The organism is Veillonella sp. 20925_1_51 (assembly GCF_041431445.1).
Lineage (GTDB): Bacteria > Bacillota > Negativicutes > Veillonellales > Veillonellaceae > Veillonella > Veillonella nakazawae.
Genome location: NZ_JAPVXT010000006.1, coordinates 19,178 through 36,349, shown reverse-complemented (window position 1 = coordinate 36,349; position 17,172 = coordinate 19,178). Strand labels below are relative to the sequence as shown.

The following is a 17,172-nucleotide window of genomic DNA, read 5'->3' as shown; positions in this document are numbered from 1 at the left end:
TCATCAAGAGACTGTGAGAAAATACTGAGAAAAAAAGCCCCTCATTTTGAGGGGCCTAATTATTATTTTGCTTTTAAGGATTTTAGTTTCTCATCCATATGCACTGTATCTAAGAAACGAACAGTACCTGTTTTAGAACGCATTACGATAGTATGTGTACGCGCACCACCTGGGAAGTATTGAATAGCATTCAATAAGTTACCGCGAGTAATAGCCGTAGCCGCAAAGATAACATCATCTGTACGAACTAAATCATCCAATGTAAGTACTTGATTTACATCGGTAATACCCATTTCATGACAACGACGAATTTCTTCTTCTGTTTCTGGTTTCAAGCGGGCTTGCATATCGCCACCTACGCATTTCAAAGCAGCTGCAGCCAATACGCCTTCTGGTGCACCACCAGTACCAACAACCATGTGTACCCCAGAACCTTCAATACAACATTCCATAGCTGGGTTAACATCACCATCAGAAATTAACATAATACGTGCACCAAGATCACGGGCTTCTTTCATCAAACCATGATGACGTTCACGATCAAGCATAACAAGTGTAATTTCATCGACATTGCGATTCATTTTTGCCGCTACATTTTTGATATTTTCAGTTAAAGATTTAGTAATATCGATAGCACCTGCACCACGAGGACCAACGCAAAGTTTTTCCATGTACATATCTGGTGCATGTAACAAGCCACCTTTTTCAGCAATAGCCATAACTGCAATCGCACCATTTTGGCCTTTTGCAATCAAGTTTGTGCCTTCAATTGGGTCAACTGCGATATCTACTTCTGGACCACCAGCACCTACATGTTCACCAATGTAAAGCATAGGCGCTTCATCAATTTCGCCTTCGCCGATAACTACTGTACCAGAAATACGAACAGAGTCAAATGCTTGACGCATTGCATCTACAGCAAGACCATCCGCTGCATCCTTTTGACCGCGGCCAAGTAACCGACCACTGCGTAAAGCAGCCGCTTCAACGACACGAGCAAATTCCAAAGATAATGTACGATCCATAATAGGCCTCCTTATAAGTCCTGTGTGTATTGTAATATGACTCTTACATTGAGCCGAATACTTAACTTATTGATTAGCTTGTTTCCAATCTGCCATAAATTTTTCAAGCCCTGCATCCGTCAACGGATGTTTCATAGCTTGCATAAGTACTTTGAATGGCACTGTTGCAATATGAGCACCGGCTTTAGCACATTGTATGATATGCAATGGTGTTCTCACACTAGCTGCAATAATTTCAGTTTCAATACCATGAATAGCAAATATGTCTGCAATATCTTGAATTAATGTAAGGCCATCCATGCTGATATCATCAATGCGACCCACAAATGGGCTCACATAGGTAGCACCTGCACGAGCTGCTAATAAGGCTTGGTTGGCAGAGAAGATTAAGGTTACATTAGTTTTAATGCCTTCTTTGCTTAAAACTGCAACAGCTTTAAGACCTTCTGGAGTCATAGGCACTTTAATAACTACATTAGAGCCTAATTTTACAAGCTCATGAGCTTCCCCGATCATACCTTCTGCATCAGAAGCAATAACCTCTGCACTCACAGGGCCCTCTACCAAATTAGCGATTTCAGAAATAACTTGTTTTAAATCGCGTTTAGCTTTCACGATAAGGGATGGATTAGTAGTAACACCATCGATAAAACCAAAAGCATACGCCTCTTTAATCTCATCAAATTCTGCTGTATCAATAAAGAACTTCATAGAATGCCCCCTCTTATTTTCCAGCCTTAATTACTTCTACGCCGCCCATGTAAGGTACAAGTACTTTAGGAATCACAACAGAGCCATCAGCTTGTTGATAGTTTTCCAAGATAGCTGCTACTGTACGACCTACAGCAAGACCAGATCCATTTAATGTATGAACGAATTCTGGTTTACCTTTAGGACCACGACGGAATTTAATATTTGCACGACGAGCTTGGAAATCAGTCATATTAGAACAAGAAGAAATCTCTCTATACTTGCCTTGAGCTGGCATCCATACCTCTACATCATATGTTTTAGCAGAACCAAAGCCAATATCACCTGTACAAAGTGTAATTACACGGAATGGCAACGCCAATAAGCGCAATACTTCTTCTGCATTATCAGTCAATGTTTCTAATTCTTTGTAAGAATCTTCAGGTTTAGCTAATTTAACCATTTCAACTTTGTTGAATTGATGTTGACGGATAAGACCACGAGTATCACGACCTGCGGAACCTGCTTCAGCACGGAAGCATGCAGTAAATGCAGTATAATATTTTGGCAATTCCTCTTCGCTCAAGATTTCGCCACTATGGTAGTTAGTCAATGTAACCTCTGCGGTAGGAATCAAGAAATATTCAGTATCTTCTACATGGTACATATCTTCAGCAAATTTAGGTAATTGACCAGTACCTGTCAAAGTTTCACGCGTTACCATGTATGGAGTCATCATTTCAGTGTAGCCTTGTTTATCTACATGAAGATCAACCATGAAGTTAATGAGAGCACGTTCTAAACGAGCACCCAAACCTTTATATACAGTGAAACGAGCACCGCTCATTTTACCAGCGCGATTGAAATCAAGAATGTCGAGATTTTCACCTAAATCCCAATGAGCTTGTATATCAAAGTCGAATTGACGTGGCTCGCCCCATTTGCGTTGTTCTACATTTTCATCTTCATCAGCACCAACAGGAACAGATGCATCACACATGTTTGGCAACATCAATGCCGCATCACGTAATTTTGCTTCTACATCGCGAATACGATTATCAAGCTCAGCAATATCATCGCCTACTTTTTTCATTTCTGCGATTTTATCATCCGCATTTTCTTTATTGCGTTTTAATTGGCTAATTTCTTCAGTTACAGAGTTACGAAGAGCTTTTAACTCCTCAACTTTACCAATCAACTGACGGCGTTCATCATAAGCGGATACAAAGGTTTCCAAATCGCCTTTCGTGTGACGATTATCTAAGTTTTGTTGCACTAAATCAATATTTTCACGGACAAATTTTAAGTCTAACATACTATGAACCTCATCTTCCAACTATGCTACGAACAATATATTCAATACGTTTAAGTATACCATATATTGGTGTATTTATCATTAAATTATAAGCTACCTACTAGATTTCTAATTAATTTTTATACTATTCATCATCATCGTCTTCTAGTAAATAATCTTTCGCCATCCATTTTCGGGTTCCTGTGAAAGAAATGGTTACCCATTTCTCCGTTGGGTTCCCTCCGATTTCTTGGTCAATTTCATTGCGAATTGCATCGATTTCAGCAATTGTCTGATATGGGAAGTTCTTAGGAACTAAAATATCAATTTCAATAATTCGAGTGTTGCCATATACTTGCACACTAGAAACATAATCTTTGAAATTGTACTTTTCCATAAAGCGGTCCATAATCTCCTGTACTTCATTATGCAATGAAGTCGGTGCCCAGCCTAACACTTGTTTCACAGATGGGATGATAATACGGAACGCTGACGGTATCATCTGTACGGCTAATACAATGAGCACAATCGGGTCAATATACGCTGCCCAATCAGCATATTCAGTTCCTTCTAACATGATGGCCACGACGAAACTGATCAAGATAGCTGCTTCTAGCAAAGCATCAACATACCAACTTACATTATCAAATTTAATTAAGTTAGACTGCAGACTCTTATTAATACGACGCACATATAAGTAATATATAGTGTCCGCCACTGTAAAGAAGATGGCATAGTAAATAGCTGGTCCAAAATCTACATGACGTCCCCCCGATATAAGGTCTGTAATGCCACTAGATAAGGCATAAATTACGATTAGCAATATAAAAAAGCCTTCTACGGCAAGTACTAAAGGTTCAAACTGCCAATAGCCAAATTGGAAGCGCTTACTCGTTTCACGGGCTATTAACTTGGCCGTCATGAGCATCATGATTTTAATAACAACATCGACAAAGGAAAATACACCATCTAATAATACCGCACTAGAACCTGTGACAATCCCCATTATAGTACCGCTTACCGCTACTAGAGCCATCAGGCCAACGGATTGCATAAGTAACTTCTGTTCTATAGAGCGTCTTGCCCCTAATATATCCATTAAGTCCCCCACTTTCTTAATTTGTATGTCTTTTTATTATACACCAAGGGTATTGATGCGCAATATGAGGTCAAAATAAAACAGGTAGCTTGCATGCTATACAAACTACCTGCTATGGATACTATGTAAATTCTTTTTTATTGCCCGCTTTAATACAGATTAACTATTAACCTTGAAAACCTTGAGGATTCGGTAATACCTGTCCCGCTACATAGCGTTCAACAATATGTCGATCATCACCAACATATAACCAACGTTCAAGCCGTTCCTCTAAGGTGCGTTCATTAGGGTCAAATATTGATGTATCGTCAATGATAAGGGCATCTAAGTCACAACCTTTTTCAAAGCTACCAACCTTACCAAAGAACTTGCCGCCGCCCTTTGTAGCCATATAGAAAGCTTCACTTAATGTAAGTGGCGCATATGTTTGATCAACTTCTACCCATTTCATTTTTGACAATCCAATAGCTTCCGTAAGAACCTTCGCCATCGATACAATATGACCACCAGAGATATCGGAGCCCAAACCAATCGGTATATTCCGTTTCATTAGCTTACGAATCGGTGCAATACCACTTGATAGGTTTACATTAGAATATGGACAGTGAGATACCATAGTTTGAGTTTCTGCCATACGATCTATTTCTACATCGCTTAAATGAATGCAGTGAGCCATCACTGTAGGTACCTGTCCCATTAAGCGGTGTTCATAGTACACATCTGTATAATTTGGTGACTCTGGATGTAATGATGCAACCCAATTAATTTCACCGTGATTTTCGGACAAGTGAGATTGAATTGGTACATTATATTCTTCTGCTAATTTCCCTAGTCCACTCATTAATTCACTTGTACAAGATGGTACAAATCTAGGTGTAATAATGGGTTTAACCAATGGACCAAACTGCGAGGATGCATCCACCCATTCTTTTGTATCAATCAAGGACTGTTGTGTTTCCTCAATCAAGAATTCTGGACTGTTACGATCCATATTTACCTTACCTACATAGGCTGATAGTCCTGCTTTTTGTAAAAGCTCCATCAATACTAATGTGCTTTCTTTATGGATGGTACCAAATAGTATACTTCTAGTAGTCCCATTGCGCCATAAATCCTGTACAAAGGCGCCATATACTAACCGTGCATAATCTGGATCACTAAACTTCGCCTCTTCAGGAAATGTATAGGTTTCTAACCAAGGCAGCAATTCTTTGTCCATGCCAAGACCACGATTACAATACTGCGGAGCGTGAGCATGTGTGTCTACAAAGCCTGGAATGATGAGATTATCACCATAATCAGTGACCTCACACGCTGCATAAGCTGGTGGAATACTTTCCCCACAATATACGACCACGCCATCAACGGCAATGATATATCCATGTGGAATAGATATAAATTCTGAAGGCCGCGGTGTATATAATATATTTCCTTTTAAAATAAGTGTCGAATTCATATAACCTCCTTGCGTGATCAGAGCGTTGAAAGACTATGCCCAAATAACACGCTAGATTTTCTTTAATATTCTTTTTTCAATACATAGCCATAGGCTTGTTTATATCCATTTGATTGTTCAGTAATGTATACACCTTGTATTTCTGGTGCAAAACCAGGCAGTTGATTAATGCCCTCTTCTAAGGCTAAGAAATAGTCACACGCAGTCTTAGACCAACGCTCCCCTGGTTGCACACAAATTACACCTGGCGGATACGGAAGAGCCCCTTCGAGGGCAATACGCCCTTCTGCCTCACATAAAGGGACTAGTTCGCCTTTGTTACGTTGGAACTCAAAGTTAGCTTCTTGTGGATTCATTACATAGTCAGGGAAGTATTCACCCAAGAATAATCGCTGTTGCAAAAGACTTATATTTCTAGACTTATAAAAGTCATGCATTTCTTGGCATAACTGACGAATGTGGTAGCCTTTATATTTGTCTATATGACTATAGTAAATCGATGGCAACACCTCTTCCATCGGTACATCCCGATCTATGAGTTCTTCAAACCGAACGAGTTCCGCTACTAGCGCATCCATCTTACGCTTAGATTCTGCTGGTGTCATGAGGAATAAGATTGTATTTAAATCACATTTTTCAGGAATAATTCGATTTTCTCGTAAATAATTAGCGAGAATATTCGCAGGGATGCCAAACTCTTCATATTCTCCAGTTTCCACATCGATTCCCGGTGTAATCAGTTGAAATTTACATGGATCAATAAAATACTGTCCTTCACCATAGCCGTTAAAAGAATGCCACTTGGCTTCTGGCTCAAAAGCAAAATATTTTACATCACAAGCCATCTCATGGGTATTTCCCTCTTCCCATAGTTTACCATGAACAATTGGAGGTACTAAGGGGCGTAAATATTTACATTGTTTCAATACGGCTTTACGCGCATCAATAGCTACCTCAACACATTCACGCCATAATGTTTGTCCTAACTCGCCTTCATGAATTTTCGCATTAACATCAAGCGATGCAAATAATGGATAAAATGGAGATGTAGATGCATGCATCATAAAAGAGTTATTAAAACGTTTATGATCCACATAGCGTTCTTGTCCCTTTATATGACTGTCTTTTTTATGAATTTGGGATGTTTGTGAAAAGCCAGCTTGTTGCTTATGTACTGATTGAGTAACTAAAATGCCAGGGTCATTTGGGCCCAATTCTAACAACAATGGACTACAGTCTTTCATCATAGGAATAAACTGTTCATACCCAACCCAAGCAGAGTCAAAGAAAATATAGTCGCAAAGATGGCCTATTTTATCTACTACTTGCCGCGCATTATAAATCGTACCATCATAGGTTCCTAGTTGAATAACTGCTAATCGAATGGGCCGTTTTGCATTTGCTTTTTCAGGTGATTTTTCTGCCACTAATTGACGTATATAACTTTCATCAAAGCAATGATCTAAAATACCGCCAATGGAGCCAAAGGGATTACGTGCTGTCTCAAGATATATAGGCGTAGCACCAGACATAACGAGGCCACCATGGCAGATAGATTTATGATTATTACGATCATATAAAATAATATCCCCCGGTGTTAAAAGAGCATTAAGCACTACCTTATTCGCAGAAGATGTACCATTCAATACAAAATAGGTTTTATCCGCATTGTAGACCTTAGCTGCATGTGCTTGAGCATCATACGCATAGCCTTCATGAATTAAGAGATCCCCTAATTTTACATCTGCATTGCAAAGATCAGCTCTAAATATATTCTCTCCAAAGAAATTGTAAAAGGCACGACCCGTAGGATGTTTATAGAAGAATTGGCCCCCTTGATGACCTGGACAGTCAAACTGTGAATTTTCATCCCCTACATAATCAGATAAAGCCCTGAAAAATGGTGGTAAAATAGATGCTTCATAGTTTGCTACAACTTTCTCTATCTCTGATGTACAGTCGTCGATACTCATAGATAAGAGCTCTATAATGGACGTGATACGATTTCTATAAAGAGATATATCTTTAGATGCATCAACTCTTAAGACAATAACAGGTATACCAAAGGAGCTAATTTGATTATTATTCACAAGATCTAGCTCACCATCATCGATAACAACGGCACCTACATCTGTAAAATCTGTTTCAAAAACGCCAACACATGTGCGTCCTGCTATGGATTTAATTTTGGATTGCACGGAATCAGATAAAGCAACCTTTAAATGTTTCACAGTCTTCTCCTTTCGTAACTAAATATCATAGTCAACATATACTTCAACACCACATGTAGAATAAATATAATATTCATAGAATACAATAATCATAAAACATAATATTCGTATCATATGACGAATAAAAAAGCTCCCTACTCAAAGAATAGGGAGCCTTTTGGTTTTAGATTATTCAGCTGCTTCTTCTTCAGCTTCAATATGCTTAGGAGCTTCTGGTTTCATCAATGGGAACAACAATACATCGCGGATGGATGCAGAGTCTGTTAAGAACATAACGAGACGGTCAATACCAACACCTAAACCTGCTGTTGGAGGTAAACCGTATTCAAGAGCTGTAACGAAGTCTTCATCCATACGGTGAGCTTCATCATCGCCAGCTTCGCGTTCTTTCAATTGATCCAAGAAACGTTGTTTTTGGTCGATTGGGTCATTTAACTCGGAGAAGCCATTTGCCAATTCACGACCATAAATGAACGCTTCAAAACGTTCTGTAGCCAATGGATTTTCACGACTTGCTTTCGCAAGTGGAGAAATTTCTTTTGGATGACCATATACGATAGTTGGTTGAATCAAGTTTTCTTCTACATAATCTTCGAAGCAAAGATTTAAGATTTTACCAATACCATCATTTTCTGTATATTCTACATTTAAACGATCTGCAATAGCACGAGCTTCTTCTACAGTAGTAACTGCATCAAAGTCTTCACCAGTGTATTTTTTTACACCTTCAGCCATTGTGATACGATTCCAAGGTGGAGTCAAATTGATTTCTGTACCTTGGTATGTGATTTCTTGTGTACCTAGAACCTCTTGAGCACAGTAGGACACAAGATTTTCTGTTAAGCGAATAGCATCCTCAACATCGCCATAAGCTTGGTAAGATTCGATAGTAGTGAATTCTGGATTATGACGGTTGTCGATACCTTCGTTACGGAAGCAACGGTTCATTTCGAATACGCGGTCCATACCACCAACGATCAAGCGTTTAAGGTATAATTCTGGTGCAATACGCATGTAAATATCGATATCAAGCGCATTGTGGTGAGTGATGAATGGACGAGCTGCAGCACCACCAGGAATAGCATGCATCATTGGTGTTTCTACTTCCATGAAACCATCACGCATCATGTATTCGCGAATTTTAGCAACGATTTGGGAACGTTTTACAAATGTATCACGCACTTCAGGATTTACAATCAAATCAACATAACGTTGACGGTAACGAAGTTCTGTATCCTTTAAACCATGCCATTTTTCTGGCAATGGACGTAAAGATTTAGATAACAAAGTTAATTTGTTAACTTTAATTGTAACTTCACCTGTATGAGTTTTAAATACATGACCTTCTACACCGATGATATCACCGATATCAAGCATTTTTACGTATTTATAAGCATCTTCGCCCAATACATCTTTACGGAAATATACTTGAATATCCCCAGATTTATCACGAATATTGGCAAATGCTGTTTTACCATGGGAACGGATTGTCATCAAACGCCCTGCAATAACTACAGGTTGACCATCATATTTCAAGAAGAAGTCATCTTTAATTTCTTTTGCATTATCTTTTACAACAAAACGTTGACCAAATGGATAGATGCCATCCGCTTCGTATTCAGCCAATTTATCGCGGCGAATTTGCATTTGCTCATTCAGCTCTTCTTGTACATTTTTAATTTCTTCACTCATGTTATCGCCTCTTCGTCAGTAAATGTAAATTATTGGATTGCTAACACTTTGAATGTAACAGGACCATCTGGTGTGGAAACTTCTACTTCATCACCTTTACGTTTGCCCAAAATAGCTTTACCTACAGGAGATTCGTTAGAGATACGATTGTTGAATGGATCCGCTTCAGAGGAACCAACGATAACATATTCTAATTCATCATTGTACATTGTATCTAGTACCGTTACTTTACTACCTACGGATACAACATCACCTTTTACGGATTCGTCGATGATTTTCGCAGTGTTAATTTTATTTTCAAGCTCTACAATATGACCCTCGATGAAAGCTTGTTCATTTTTTGCATCATCATATTCAGAGTTTTCACTAATATCGCCATATTCAATAGCAGTCTTAATACGTTCAGACACTTCAATACGACGTACAGATTTATAATACGTTAATTCTTCTTCTAATTTCTTTAAACCGTCGGCGGTAAGTAATGTTTCTTTTACGTCTGCCATGGGTACCCCACTCTTTCTACATATAAATTAAATAAGAAAAAAGTGCCATAATAAGATGACACCTTATCTTTTATTTCTAAATTATCTCAACCATTATATAAAAATACTGTACATTTGTCAATCTGACTACATTTCAGACAATATTTTACGGTATGATTCTAGCTCATTGTGAAAGCTTGTTACAGTATGAATTGTATTCACACGATTGCGCCAGTATGCTGATTCAGGGAGGCCCTTCATATACCAGCCTGCATGAGTTCGTATTTCCTTAACGGCCATACTTTCACCCTTATATTGACATAAGAGATCAAAATGCTTTAACAACATGTCGAGACGTTCAATATCGCTCGGCGCCGCCAATACTTCACCAGTCGCTAAATAGTGATGAATACGATTAAAGATCCATGGATTTCCCTGTGCACCACGGCCTACCATCACCGCATCACATCCTGTTTCATCGAGCATGCACTTTGCATCCTCTGGTTCCACTATATCCCCATTGCCCATAACGGGTACAGCCACGGCTTCTTTTACAGCCTTAATATAAGACCAATCAGCATGTCCACTGTACATTTGCTCCTTAGTACGGCCATGTACTGCAATAGCCGCCACACCTGTAGATTCGATGCGTTTAGCAAAGTCCACAACATTGATGGAATCACTATCCCAACCGATGCGCATTTTCACGGTTACAGGCACATCCACAGCCTTAACCGCAGCCTCTGCTACGCGCGCGGCTAAGTCAGGATTCTTCATAAGTGCAGAGCCATCACCGGAGGAAACAACTTTTTTAACAGGACAGCCCATATTGATGTCTACAATATCGGCACCTGCATCAGCTACAACCTTTGCACCAATGGCAATAGCCTCTGGATTAGAACCGAAGATTTGCATAGAAACAGGCCGTTCTACCTCTTCAATACGCAACAATTCATGGGTGCGTTCATTTTTATATTTAATGCCCATGGCGCTGACCATTTCGGTGCAAACCAAGGCGGCCCCATGCTCTTTAGCAAGTAAGCGATAAGCAATATCGCTGACCCCTGCCATTGGCGCTAATATGGCTTGTCCGTCAATTTTGACAGCTCCAATTTGCCATTGTTTATTATTCATATATATCCCCTAATAAAAAGGGTACAGCATAAGCTGTACCCGAATGTACACTACTTTGTTACATATTCGTAACTATATTATAGTAGCATTATTTATTTCTTTCGTAAATAAGGCGCAAACCTTCTAATGTAAGCATAGGTTCTACATGATCAATGCAGTCCGTAGCACTGCTAATGAGTTGTGCTAAACCGCCTGTAGCTACGACAGTTACATGATCACCCATTTCAGCTTTCATACGAGATACAAGGCCTTCCACTTGGCCTACATAACCATAGAACATACCCGCCTGCATAGAAGATACGGTATTACGGCAAATGACTTGACCTGGGTCTCTTACATCAATACGTGGTAATTTAGCAGCCCGTTGGAATAGAGCCTCTGCAGAAATGGTAACACCTGGTGAGATAACACCGCCCATATAATCGCCATTGCCTTTAACCGCACAATAGGTAGTAGCTGTACCAAAGTCAATAATGATTAAATCACCTTTATAACGCTCATGTGCTGCTACAGCATTTACGATACGGTCAGCACCTACTTCACGAGGATTATCATACTTAATGGCGATACCAGTCTTAGTGCCAGGCCCAACAATAAGAGGATTTACATTGAAATAACGTAAACATACGCGCTCTAATGTAGGCATCAATGGTGGCACAACTGAGGAAATGATGATATCTTTAATATCCTTCACATCAACCTTACGGTCATGGAAGAATAGGTTCATCATCAACATGCCATATTCATCGGTGGTCCGAACCCGATCCGTGGAAATACGCCAGTGACCTACAAGCTCCGTCTTGTCGTATACACCGAGAACAATATTGGTGTTCCCCACATCAATTACTAATAACATGAATGCCTCCTATTTGCGCGGACGAATTGATACGTCCCCTGCCACAATACGTTTAACTGTCCCATCAGGGATTCTTACTAATAAGTTACCATCTTCATCAATATCTGTAGCTACCCCTTCATAGGTATTTCCTGGTGCTCTTACTTCAATTTCCTCACCAAGTGTTACCGATAATTGACGCCATTCATTGAGAGTTTCCTCAAAACCACTATCGAGGACTTCATAATATTGATGTTCTAAAGATTCTAATATAATTTTAAAAGCTTCCGTCCGTTCAATATCAATGCCTTCCATAGTTAAGGATGTAGCGATCAACTTCAATTCTTCCGGGAGCTCTTCTTGTTTAGTCTTTACATTGACACCTATGCCCATAACAATATAGGAAATTTCCTCCATAGAGCCAGACATTTCGGTCAAGATGCCAACTAGTTTACGACCATTCACAAGAATATCATTGGGCCATTTAATGCCTGCATCGGTGAGTCCCATTTTATGGAACGCTTTTGTTAAGGCTACGGCTGCCATCAATGTACATTTTGGTGCTTCTACAGGTGCAAAGTCAGGGCGCAAAATGAGACTAAACCATAGACCTTTCCCAAATGGAGAATACCAGCCCCGCGATAAACGACCTCGGCCAGCAGCCTGTTCCTCTGTTACAACAACAGTACCTTCTTCTGCACCTTGTTGTGCTAAGCGACGAGCTTCTAGGTTAGTAGATTCGGTAGTGTCCATATAGACATACCGTTTTCCAAATACATCTGTTTTTAAGATTTGCTTCATTGCTAATGGACTCAACAAATCAGGTTCCTCCAATAATCGATACCCCCTCTTGGTATAAGATTCTATTTTGTAGCCTTTTTGACGTAATGCCTTGATATGCTTCCAAATAGCTGTACGCGAAACATGACACGCTTCCGACATATCCTGTCCCGATACGAAACCACCTTGGTTTTGTCTCAAGAATTCTAATACTTCATCACGCATAGTTTAGAGCCCCTTTCTTTGTCAACCTAGGTTTACAATTCGATTGTACAAGTGTACCCTGTAAAATGCAAGGGTTATTTAAAAGAATTAATGGTATAATACATGTAGTATTAAGTTATACCTTATGCAAAAGATAACAATAGTATGGTCTATCATTATCTAGGGAGATATATGCAACAATTTACATTAGAAGAAAAAAATGAGGTTCTTGAGAACCCGTTTATTCATATTCATAGAAAGCTCGACGTCCTATTAAACATAGGCAAACTACTCATGGAATGTGGTGCCGATACAAATCGAATTATTGAAGAAATGCTTAAAGCCGCCACATTTATGGGTATTCCTCATGATTATTTAAATATACATATTTCCTATACTACGATTATGGTCAATTTACTGCATAAAGAACGATCTATTACCGTATTTAGAAAAACACCTGTCCATGTACCCAATATGGCCATGATCAATGCCGTATCTAAACTAACTTGGCGAGCCTTTGAACGACATTATTCACTTACAACTTATGAACAGTTAATTTCAAAATTAGATTCCACTATTCCAGTATATCCTGATTGGATAAAGGGTATTGCTTGTGCCCTCGGATCAGCAGGCCTTGCCTTTTTGTATAGTGGCGATATGATAGCTTTTATTGTAACTGTTATTTGTTCTCTAATCGGTTATTTTGGTCGTACCTTATCGGTACGCTTTGGTTGCAATGAATATGTAGGCATTGCAATTGGCGGCTTTGCCGCCATGGTTTCTGCCTATGGTTTCTATTCACATATTGAACAAGATTCGTTAGTTTACGTTCTTGTTTGTTGTACCTTATTTATGATACCTGGTGTACCGCTTATAAACTCCGTTATCGATACCATCAACAACCATATTTTATCGGGAATTACAAGAGCTATTAGAACGATCCTTATCGTTGGTAGCATGACCTTAGGCATGGCAATGGCTCTATACTTTAGCCCTATGCCGGCCTTTAGCTTTGTAGATATTAAGCCTCATGTATTATCCATTGAGCAAATTATAGGGGCTTTTACAGCAGCCGCATCCTTTGCAGTACTATTTAACGCTCCTGTACGGTTACTAGTATCCATTGGTATTGGCGGTGTATTATGCGTATTTATCCGCAATTTATTAGCTGTTGAATTTGGCTTCTCCATTCCAGGTGCTACCTTTGTAGGCGCTGCTGTAATGAGCGTGATCTATGTAAAAGTTTCTACGTGGCTGAGAACATCTAGCACAATTATCATCGTCCCATCTGCTATAGCCTTAATGCCTGGCATTTTATATTACAGATTCCTCTTTGATATACTTCATATCAACGCACTATCAGAGTCTGGCTTACTTCATATGGTCCAGAACGGTGTAACAGGCATCCTCACTATTGTAAGTATTGCGGTTGGTGTAGCAATTCCAAATGTACTGGCTCAAAAATATTTGAAAGCCCGAAAAGAGCGTAGAATTCAACAGTACTTGGCAACACGTCATATTAACGATGGCCAATAGCTAATCCTCACCAACTACATTACGAGCTTCACAATATAGATAGAATACTAAGTACTATAGCTAGTAATAGGTAATTATAATCAAAAGAGCATATATAAAAAGAGCTGGCCCTCAACGAGGCCAGCTCTTTTATTTAGATATCTCATTATTTGATTTCATTAGAAGGTGTTTTACTAGGAGCATCCACTGTAGCAGTGTTTTCTTTAGCTTCAACCACCTCTGGTACTACAATACCTGCCGCTTCTAGAGCTTCTTTAGACTCCTCAACTTCAGGGGCTTTCGTTGTACCATATTTGTAAAGATTATCTACCGCTTTTGCATCGATGGTTTCTTCCTCTAATAGAGCATTTGCCATATCATGTAAGAATTTCTCGTTATCGCTAAGAAGTTTTGTTACATCTTTATAAGCTTCTTCAACAATACGATGAATTTCAGCATCGATTTTTGCAGCAATTTCTTCACTATAGTTGCGTTCATGGCCAAGGTTTTTACCCAAGAATACTTGTTCTTGTTGTTCACCAAATACGATAGGACCAAGCTCATCGCTCATGCCCCAACGCGTTACCATGGCGCGTGCTGTATTCGTTACGCTTTGAAGGTCACCAGAAGCACCTGTACTGATTTCATCTAATATCAAAGCCTCTGCAATTCGACCACCAAGGGCTACGCGAATATCCGCTAATAATTGAGATTTTGTTTTGTAGTTTTGTTCCTCTGTAGGAAGCATCATAGTGTAACCACCTGCTGCGCCACGAGGAATGATTGTTACCTTATGAACAGGATCTGCATGAGGCAACAAATGTGCCACGATGGCATGACCAGATTCATGGTACGCTGTTAACTTACGGTCTTTCTCGCTCACAATATGACTGCGACGTTCAGGACCCATGCTAACCTTTTCACTAGCTTCTTCAACTTCAGCCATAGTGATAACTTTTTTGTTAAGGCGAGCCGCCAATAAAGCCGCTTCATTTAACAAGTTGTTCAAGTCAGCACCAGTAAAGCCTGGAGTTTTCTTAGCAATTGTTTTCAAGTCTACATCGTCAGCTAATGGCTTGTTACGAGCATGTACTTTTAAGATTGCTTCACGACCACGTAAGTCTGGACGACCTACGATAACTTGACGGTCAAAACGACCTGGACGCAAAAGCGCCGGGTCAAGAATATCTGGTCGGTTTGTAGCGGCGATGGTAATAATACCTTCGTTGGCACCGAAACCATCCATTTCAACGAGCAATTGGTTCAATGTTTGTTCACGTTCATCGTGACCACCACCAAGACCTGCGCCACGTTGGCGACCAACCGCATCAATTTCATCGATAAAGATGATACATGGCGCATTCTTTTTCGCTTGTGTGAAAAGATCACGCACACGAGAAGCACCAACACCTACGAACATTTCTACGAAGTCAGAACCAGAAATCGTAAAGAATGGTACCCCTGCTTCACCAGCAACGGCTTTAGCAAGCAAAGTTTTACCTGTACCTGGAGGTCCTGCGAGCAATACACCTTTCGGAATTTTAGCACCGATTGTTGTAAATTTACCTGGATCCTTCAAGAATTCTACTACTTCTTCTAATTCTTGTTTTGCTTCTTCAGCACCTGCTACATCTTTAAAGCTAACCTTTACGTTACCTTCACCCATCAATTTAGCACGGCTTTTACCAAAGTTCATCACTCGGCCACCGCCACCTTGAGTTTGTTGCATAATAAAGAAGAACAACACCACCAAGATGATGATAGGAATAGCAGAACCTAACAGGCTCATCCACCAAGCTGGTTGCTCAGGTGGAGCTGCTGTAATTTCTACGCCATTATCTTGTAATGTTTTAATTAATGTTTCATCACTTGGCGCATAAGAATTGAACTCTGTTCCATTTTTTAGTTTACCTTTAATACCATGATCATTGGTAATCGTTACGGACTCAACCTTTTTCTGTTGTACTTGTTGAATAAATCCTGTGTAACTTAGTTCAGATTTATTCGCACTTTGACCAGAGAAAGCGTCAATGGCGATAACGAAAGCGGCAATGATAAGTAAGTAAAGGACGATATTTTTTGTAAATCGACCCAAAAGATTACCCCTTTCAATAATAATTTACTTGTATAAACGAATTGAGTACATCTCATTAAGAGATGCACTCATATATTATATCATATTTTTAATTTTGATACATTTCTTCCTTTAAAATACCGATATATGGTAAGTGACGATATTTTTCCGCGTAGTCTAAACCATAACCGATAACAAAATAATCAGGAATAATAAAGCCCACATAGTCAACGTCTACGTCCATCTTACGGCGATCTGGTTTATTCAACAATGCTGCAAGGCGTACGCTTTTAGCACCACGAGCATGTAAATTTTCTAATAAGTAATGCAATGTTGTGCCTGTATCTACGATATCTTCCACAACGAGCACATGCTTCCCCTCTACAGAGCGATCCAAATCTTTTAGAATTCGTACTACACCTGTACTAGTTGTACCACTACCATAGCTAGAGCAAGAAATAAAATCAAAACTTACATCTACACTATCATCAATAGCGCGAGCTAAGTCTGTAAAGAAAACGATGGCTCCCTTTAATACCCCTACAAGCACTACAGATTCATTTTTATAGTCTTCGCTAATTGCTTTACCTAACTCGGCTACACGAGCCCGTAATTGTTCTGCTGTATATAAAATCTCTTTTGCGTCTTGATGCATCTATAT

The 17,172-nt window shown here is 39.5% G+C and carries 14 protein-coding genes; 1 reads left to right on the top strand and 13 read right to left on the bottom strand.

The annotated features are described in order from the left end of the window. Positions 1 to 62: 62 nt before the first annotated feature. The 11 genes from glpX to O3607_RS07235 form a co-directional block, all read right to left on the bottom strand. Entirely contained in the window at positions 63 to 1,025 is a 963-nt protein-coding gene (glpX, locus tag O3607_RS07285) for a class II fructose-bisphosphatase (RefSeq protein ID WP_005387249.1), read from the bottom strand. A gap of 66 nt (positions 1,026 to 1,091) precedes the next feature. Then, positions 1,092 to 1,736, bottom strand: a complete 645-nt coding sequence (gene fsa / locus O3607_RS07280; RefSeq protein ID WP_005387248.1) for a fructose-6-phosphate aldolase — start codon at positions 1,734 to 1,736, stop codon at positions 1,092 to 1,094. Positions 1,737 to 1,749: 13 nt separating this feature from the next. Beyond that, positions 1,750 to 3,030 (bottom strand): serine--tRNA ligase, encoded by a 1,281-nt coding sequence (gene serS / locus O3607_RS07275; RefSeq protein ID WP_371443635.1) that lies wholly within the window; start codon positions 3,028 to 3,030, stop codon positions 1,750 to 1,752. Between the two features lie 124 nt (positions 3,031 to 3,154). Beyond that, positions 3,155 to 4,108, bottom strand: a complete 954-nt coding sequence (locus O3607_RS07270) for a cation diffusion facilitator family transporter (RefSeq protein ID WP_213467111.1) — start codon at positions 4,106 to 4,108, stop codon at positions 3,155 to 3,157. 166 nt (positions 4,109 to 4,274) lie between these two features. Further along, positions 4,275 to 5,564 (bottom strand): guanine deaminase, encoded by a 1,290-nt coding sequence (gene guaD, locus O3607_RS07265; RefSeq protein ID WP_371443634.1) that lies wholly within the window; start codon positions 5,562 to 5,564, stop codon positions 4,275 to 4,277. A gap of 62 nt (positions 5,565 to 5,626) precedes the next feature. Further along, entirely contained in the window at positions 5,627 to 7,795 is a 2,169-nt protein-coding gene (gene speC / locus O3607_RS07260; protein WP_119206310.1) for an ornithine decarboxylase, read from the bottom strand. 168 nt (positions 7,796 to 7,963) lie between these two features. Then, the gene (lysS, locus tag O3607_RS07255; protein ID WP_105086163.1) at positions 7,964 to 9,487 is read right to left on the bottom strand and encodes a lysine--tRNA ligase; all 1,524 of its coding nucleotides are present in this window, start codon (positions 9,485 to 9,487) and stop codon (positions 7,964 to 7,966) included. A 29-nt stretch (positions 9,488 to 9,516) separates the two neighbouring features. Continuing rightward, positions 9,517 to 9,990 carry a transcription elongation factor GreA gene (gene greA, locus O3607_RS07250; protein WP_105090289.1) on the bottom strand — a complete coding sequence of 158 codons (474 nt, stop codon included), beginning with the start codon at positions 9,988 to 9,990 and terminating at the stop codon, positions 9,517 to 9,519. A gap of 126 nt (positions 9,991 to 10,116) precedes the next feature. Beyond that, positions 10,117 to 11,103, bottom strand: a complete 987-nt coding sequence (gene dusB, locus O3607_RS07245; protein WP_105094753.1) for a tRNA dihydrouridine synthase DusB — start codon at positions 11,101 to 11,103, stop codon at positions 10,117 to 10,119. Positions 11,104 to 11,191: 88 nt separating this feature from the next. Next, positions 11,192 to 11,959, bottom strand: a complete 768-nt coding sequence (locus O3607_RS07240) for a type III pantothenate kinase (RefSeq protein ID WP_119206313.1) — start codon at positions 11,957 to 11,959, stop codon at positions 11,192 to 11,194. A gap of 9 nt (positions 11,960 to 11,968) precedes the next feature. Continuing rightward, positions 11,969 to 12,943 carry a biotin--[acetyl-CoA-carboxylase] ligase gene (locus tag O3607_RS07235; protein ID WP_105090286.1) on the bottom strand — a complete coding sequence of 325 codons (975 nt, stop codon included), beginning with the start codon at positions 12,941 to 12,943 and terminating at the stop codon, positions 11,969 to 11,971. Positions 12,944 to 13,114: 171 nt separating this feature from the next. Here O3607_RS07235 and O3607_RS07230 point away from each other — a divergent pair, with 171 nt between their 5' ends. Further along, the gene (locus tag O3607_RS07230; RefSeq protein ID WP_295220166.1) at positions 13,115 to 14,458 is read left to right on the top strand and encodes a threonine/serine exporter ThrE family protein; all 1,344 of its coding nucleotides are present in this window, start codon (positions 13,115 to 13,117) and stop codon (positions 14,456 to 14,458) included. A 145-nt stretch (positions 14,459 to 14,603) separates the two neighbouring features. On the opposite strand, the gene ftsH is transcribed toward O3607_RS07230, so the two are convergent. Continuing rightward, positions 14,604 to 16,532 carry an ATP-dependent zinc metalloprotease FtsH gene (ftsH, locus tag O3607_RS07225; RefSeq protein ID WP_371443633.1) on the bottom strand — a complete coding sequence of 643 codons (1,929 nt, stop codon included), beginning with the start codon at positions 16,530 to 16,532 and terminating at the stop codon, positions 14,604 to 14,606. An 88-nt stretch (positions 16,533 to 16,620) separates the two neighbouring features. Further along, complete coding sequence (hpt, locus tag O3607_RS07220; RefSeq protein WP_371443632.1) at positions 16,621 to 17,166, bottom strand: hypoxanthine phosphoribosyltransferase; 546 nt, start codon at positions 17,164 to 17,166, stop codon at positions 16,621 to 16,623. Between the last annotated feature and the right edge of the window lie 6 nt (positions 17,167 to 17,172).

Excerpts from the sequence above, each read along its gene's own strand:
- O3607_RS07240 (WP_119206313.1), bottom strand. The coding sequence starts at position 11,959 with ATGTTATTAGTAATTGATGTGGGGAACACCAATATTGTTCTCGGTGTA.
- serS (WP_371443635.1), bottom strand. The coding sequence starts at position 3,030 with ATGTTAGACTTAAAATTTGTCCGTGAAAATATTGATTTAGTGCAACAA.
- O3607_RS07235 (WP_105090286.1), bottom strand. The coding sequence starts at position 12,943 with ATGCGTGATGAAGTATTAGAATTCTTGAGACAAAACCAAGGTGGTTTC.
- lysS (WP_105086163.1), bottom strand. The coding sequence starts at position 9,487 with ATGAGTGAAGAAATTAAAAATGTACAAGAAGAGCTGAATGAGCAAATG.
- guaD (WP_371443634.1), bottom strand. The coding sequence starts at position 5,564 with ATGAATTCGACACTTATTTTAAAAGGAAATATATTATATACACCGCGG.
- fsa (WP_005387248.1), bottom strand. The coding sequence starts at position 1,736 with ATGAAGTTCTTTATTGATACAGCAGAATTTGATGAGATTAAAGAGGCG.
- glpX (WP_005387249.1), bottom strand. The coding sequence starts at position 1,025 with ATGGATCGTACATTATCTTTGGAATTTGCTCGTGTCGTTGAAGCGGCT.
- O3607_RS07270 (WP_213467111.1), bottom strand. The coding sequence starts at position 4,108 with ATGGATATATTAGGGGCAAGACGCTCTATAGAACAGAAGTTACTTATG.
- hpt (WP_371443632.1), bottom strand. The coding sequence starts at position 17,166 with ATGCATCAAGACGCAAAAGAGATTTTATATACAGCAGAACAATTACGG.
- greA (WP_105090289.1), bottom strand. The coding sequence starts at position 9,990 with ATGGCAGACGTAAAAGAAACATTACTTACCGCCGACGGTTTAAAGAAA.
- O3607_RS07230 (WP_295220166.1), top strand. The coding sequence starts at position 13,115 with ATGCAACAATTTACATTAGAAGAAAAAAATGAGGTTCTTGAGAACCCG.
- dusB (WP_105094753.1), bottom strand. The coding sequence starts at position 11,103 with ATGAATAATAAACAATGGCAAATTGGAGCTGTCAAAATTGACGGACAA.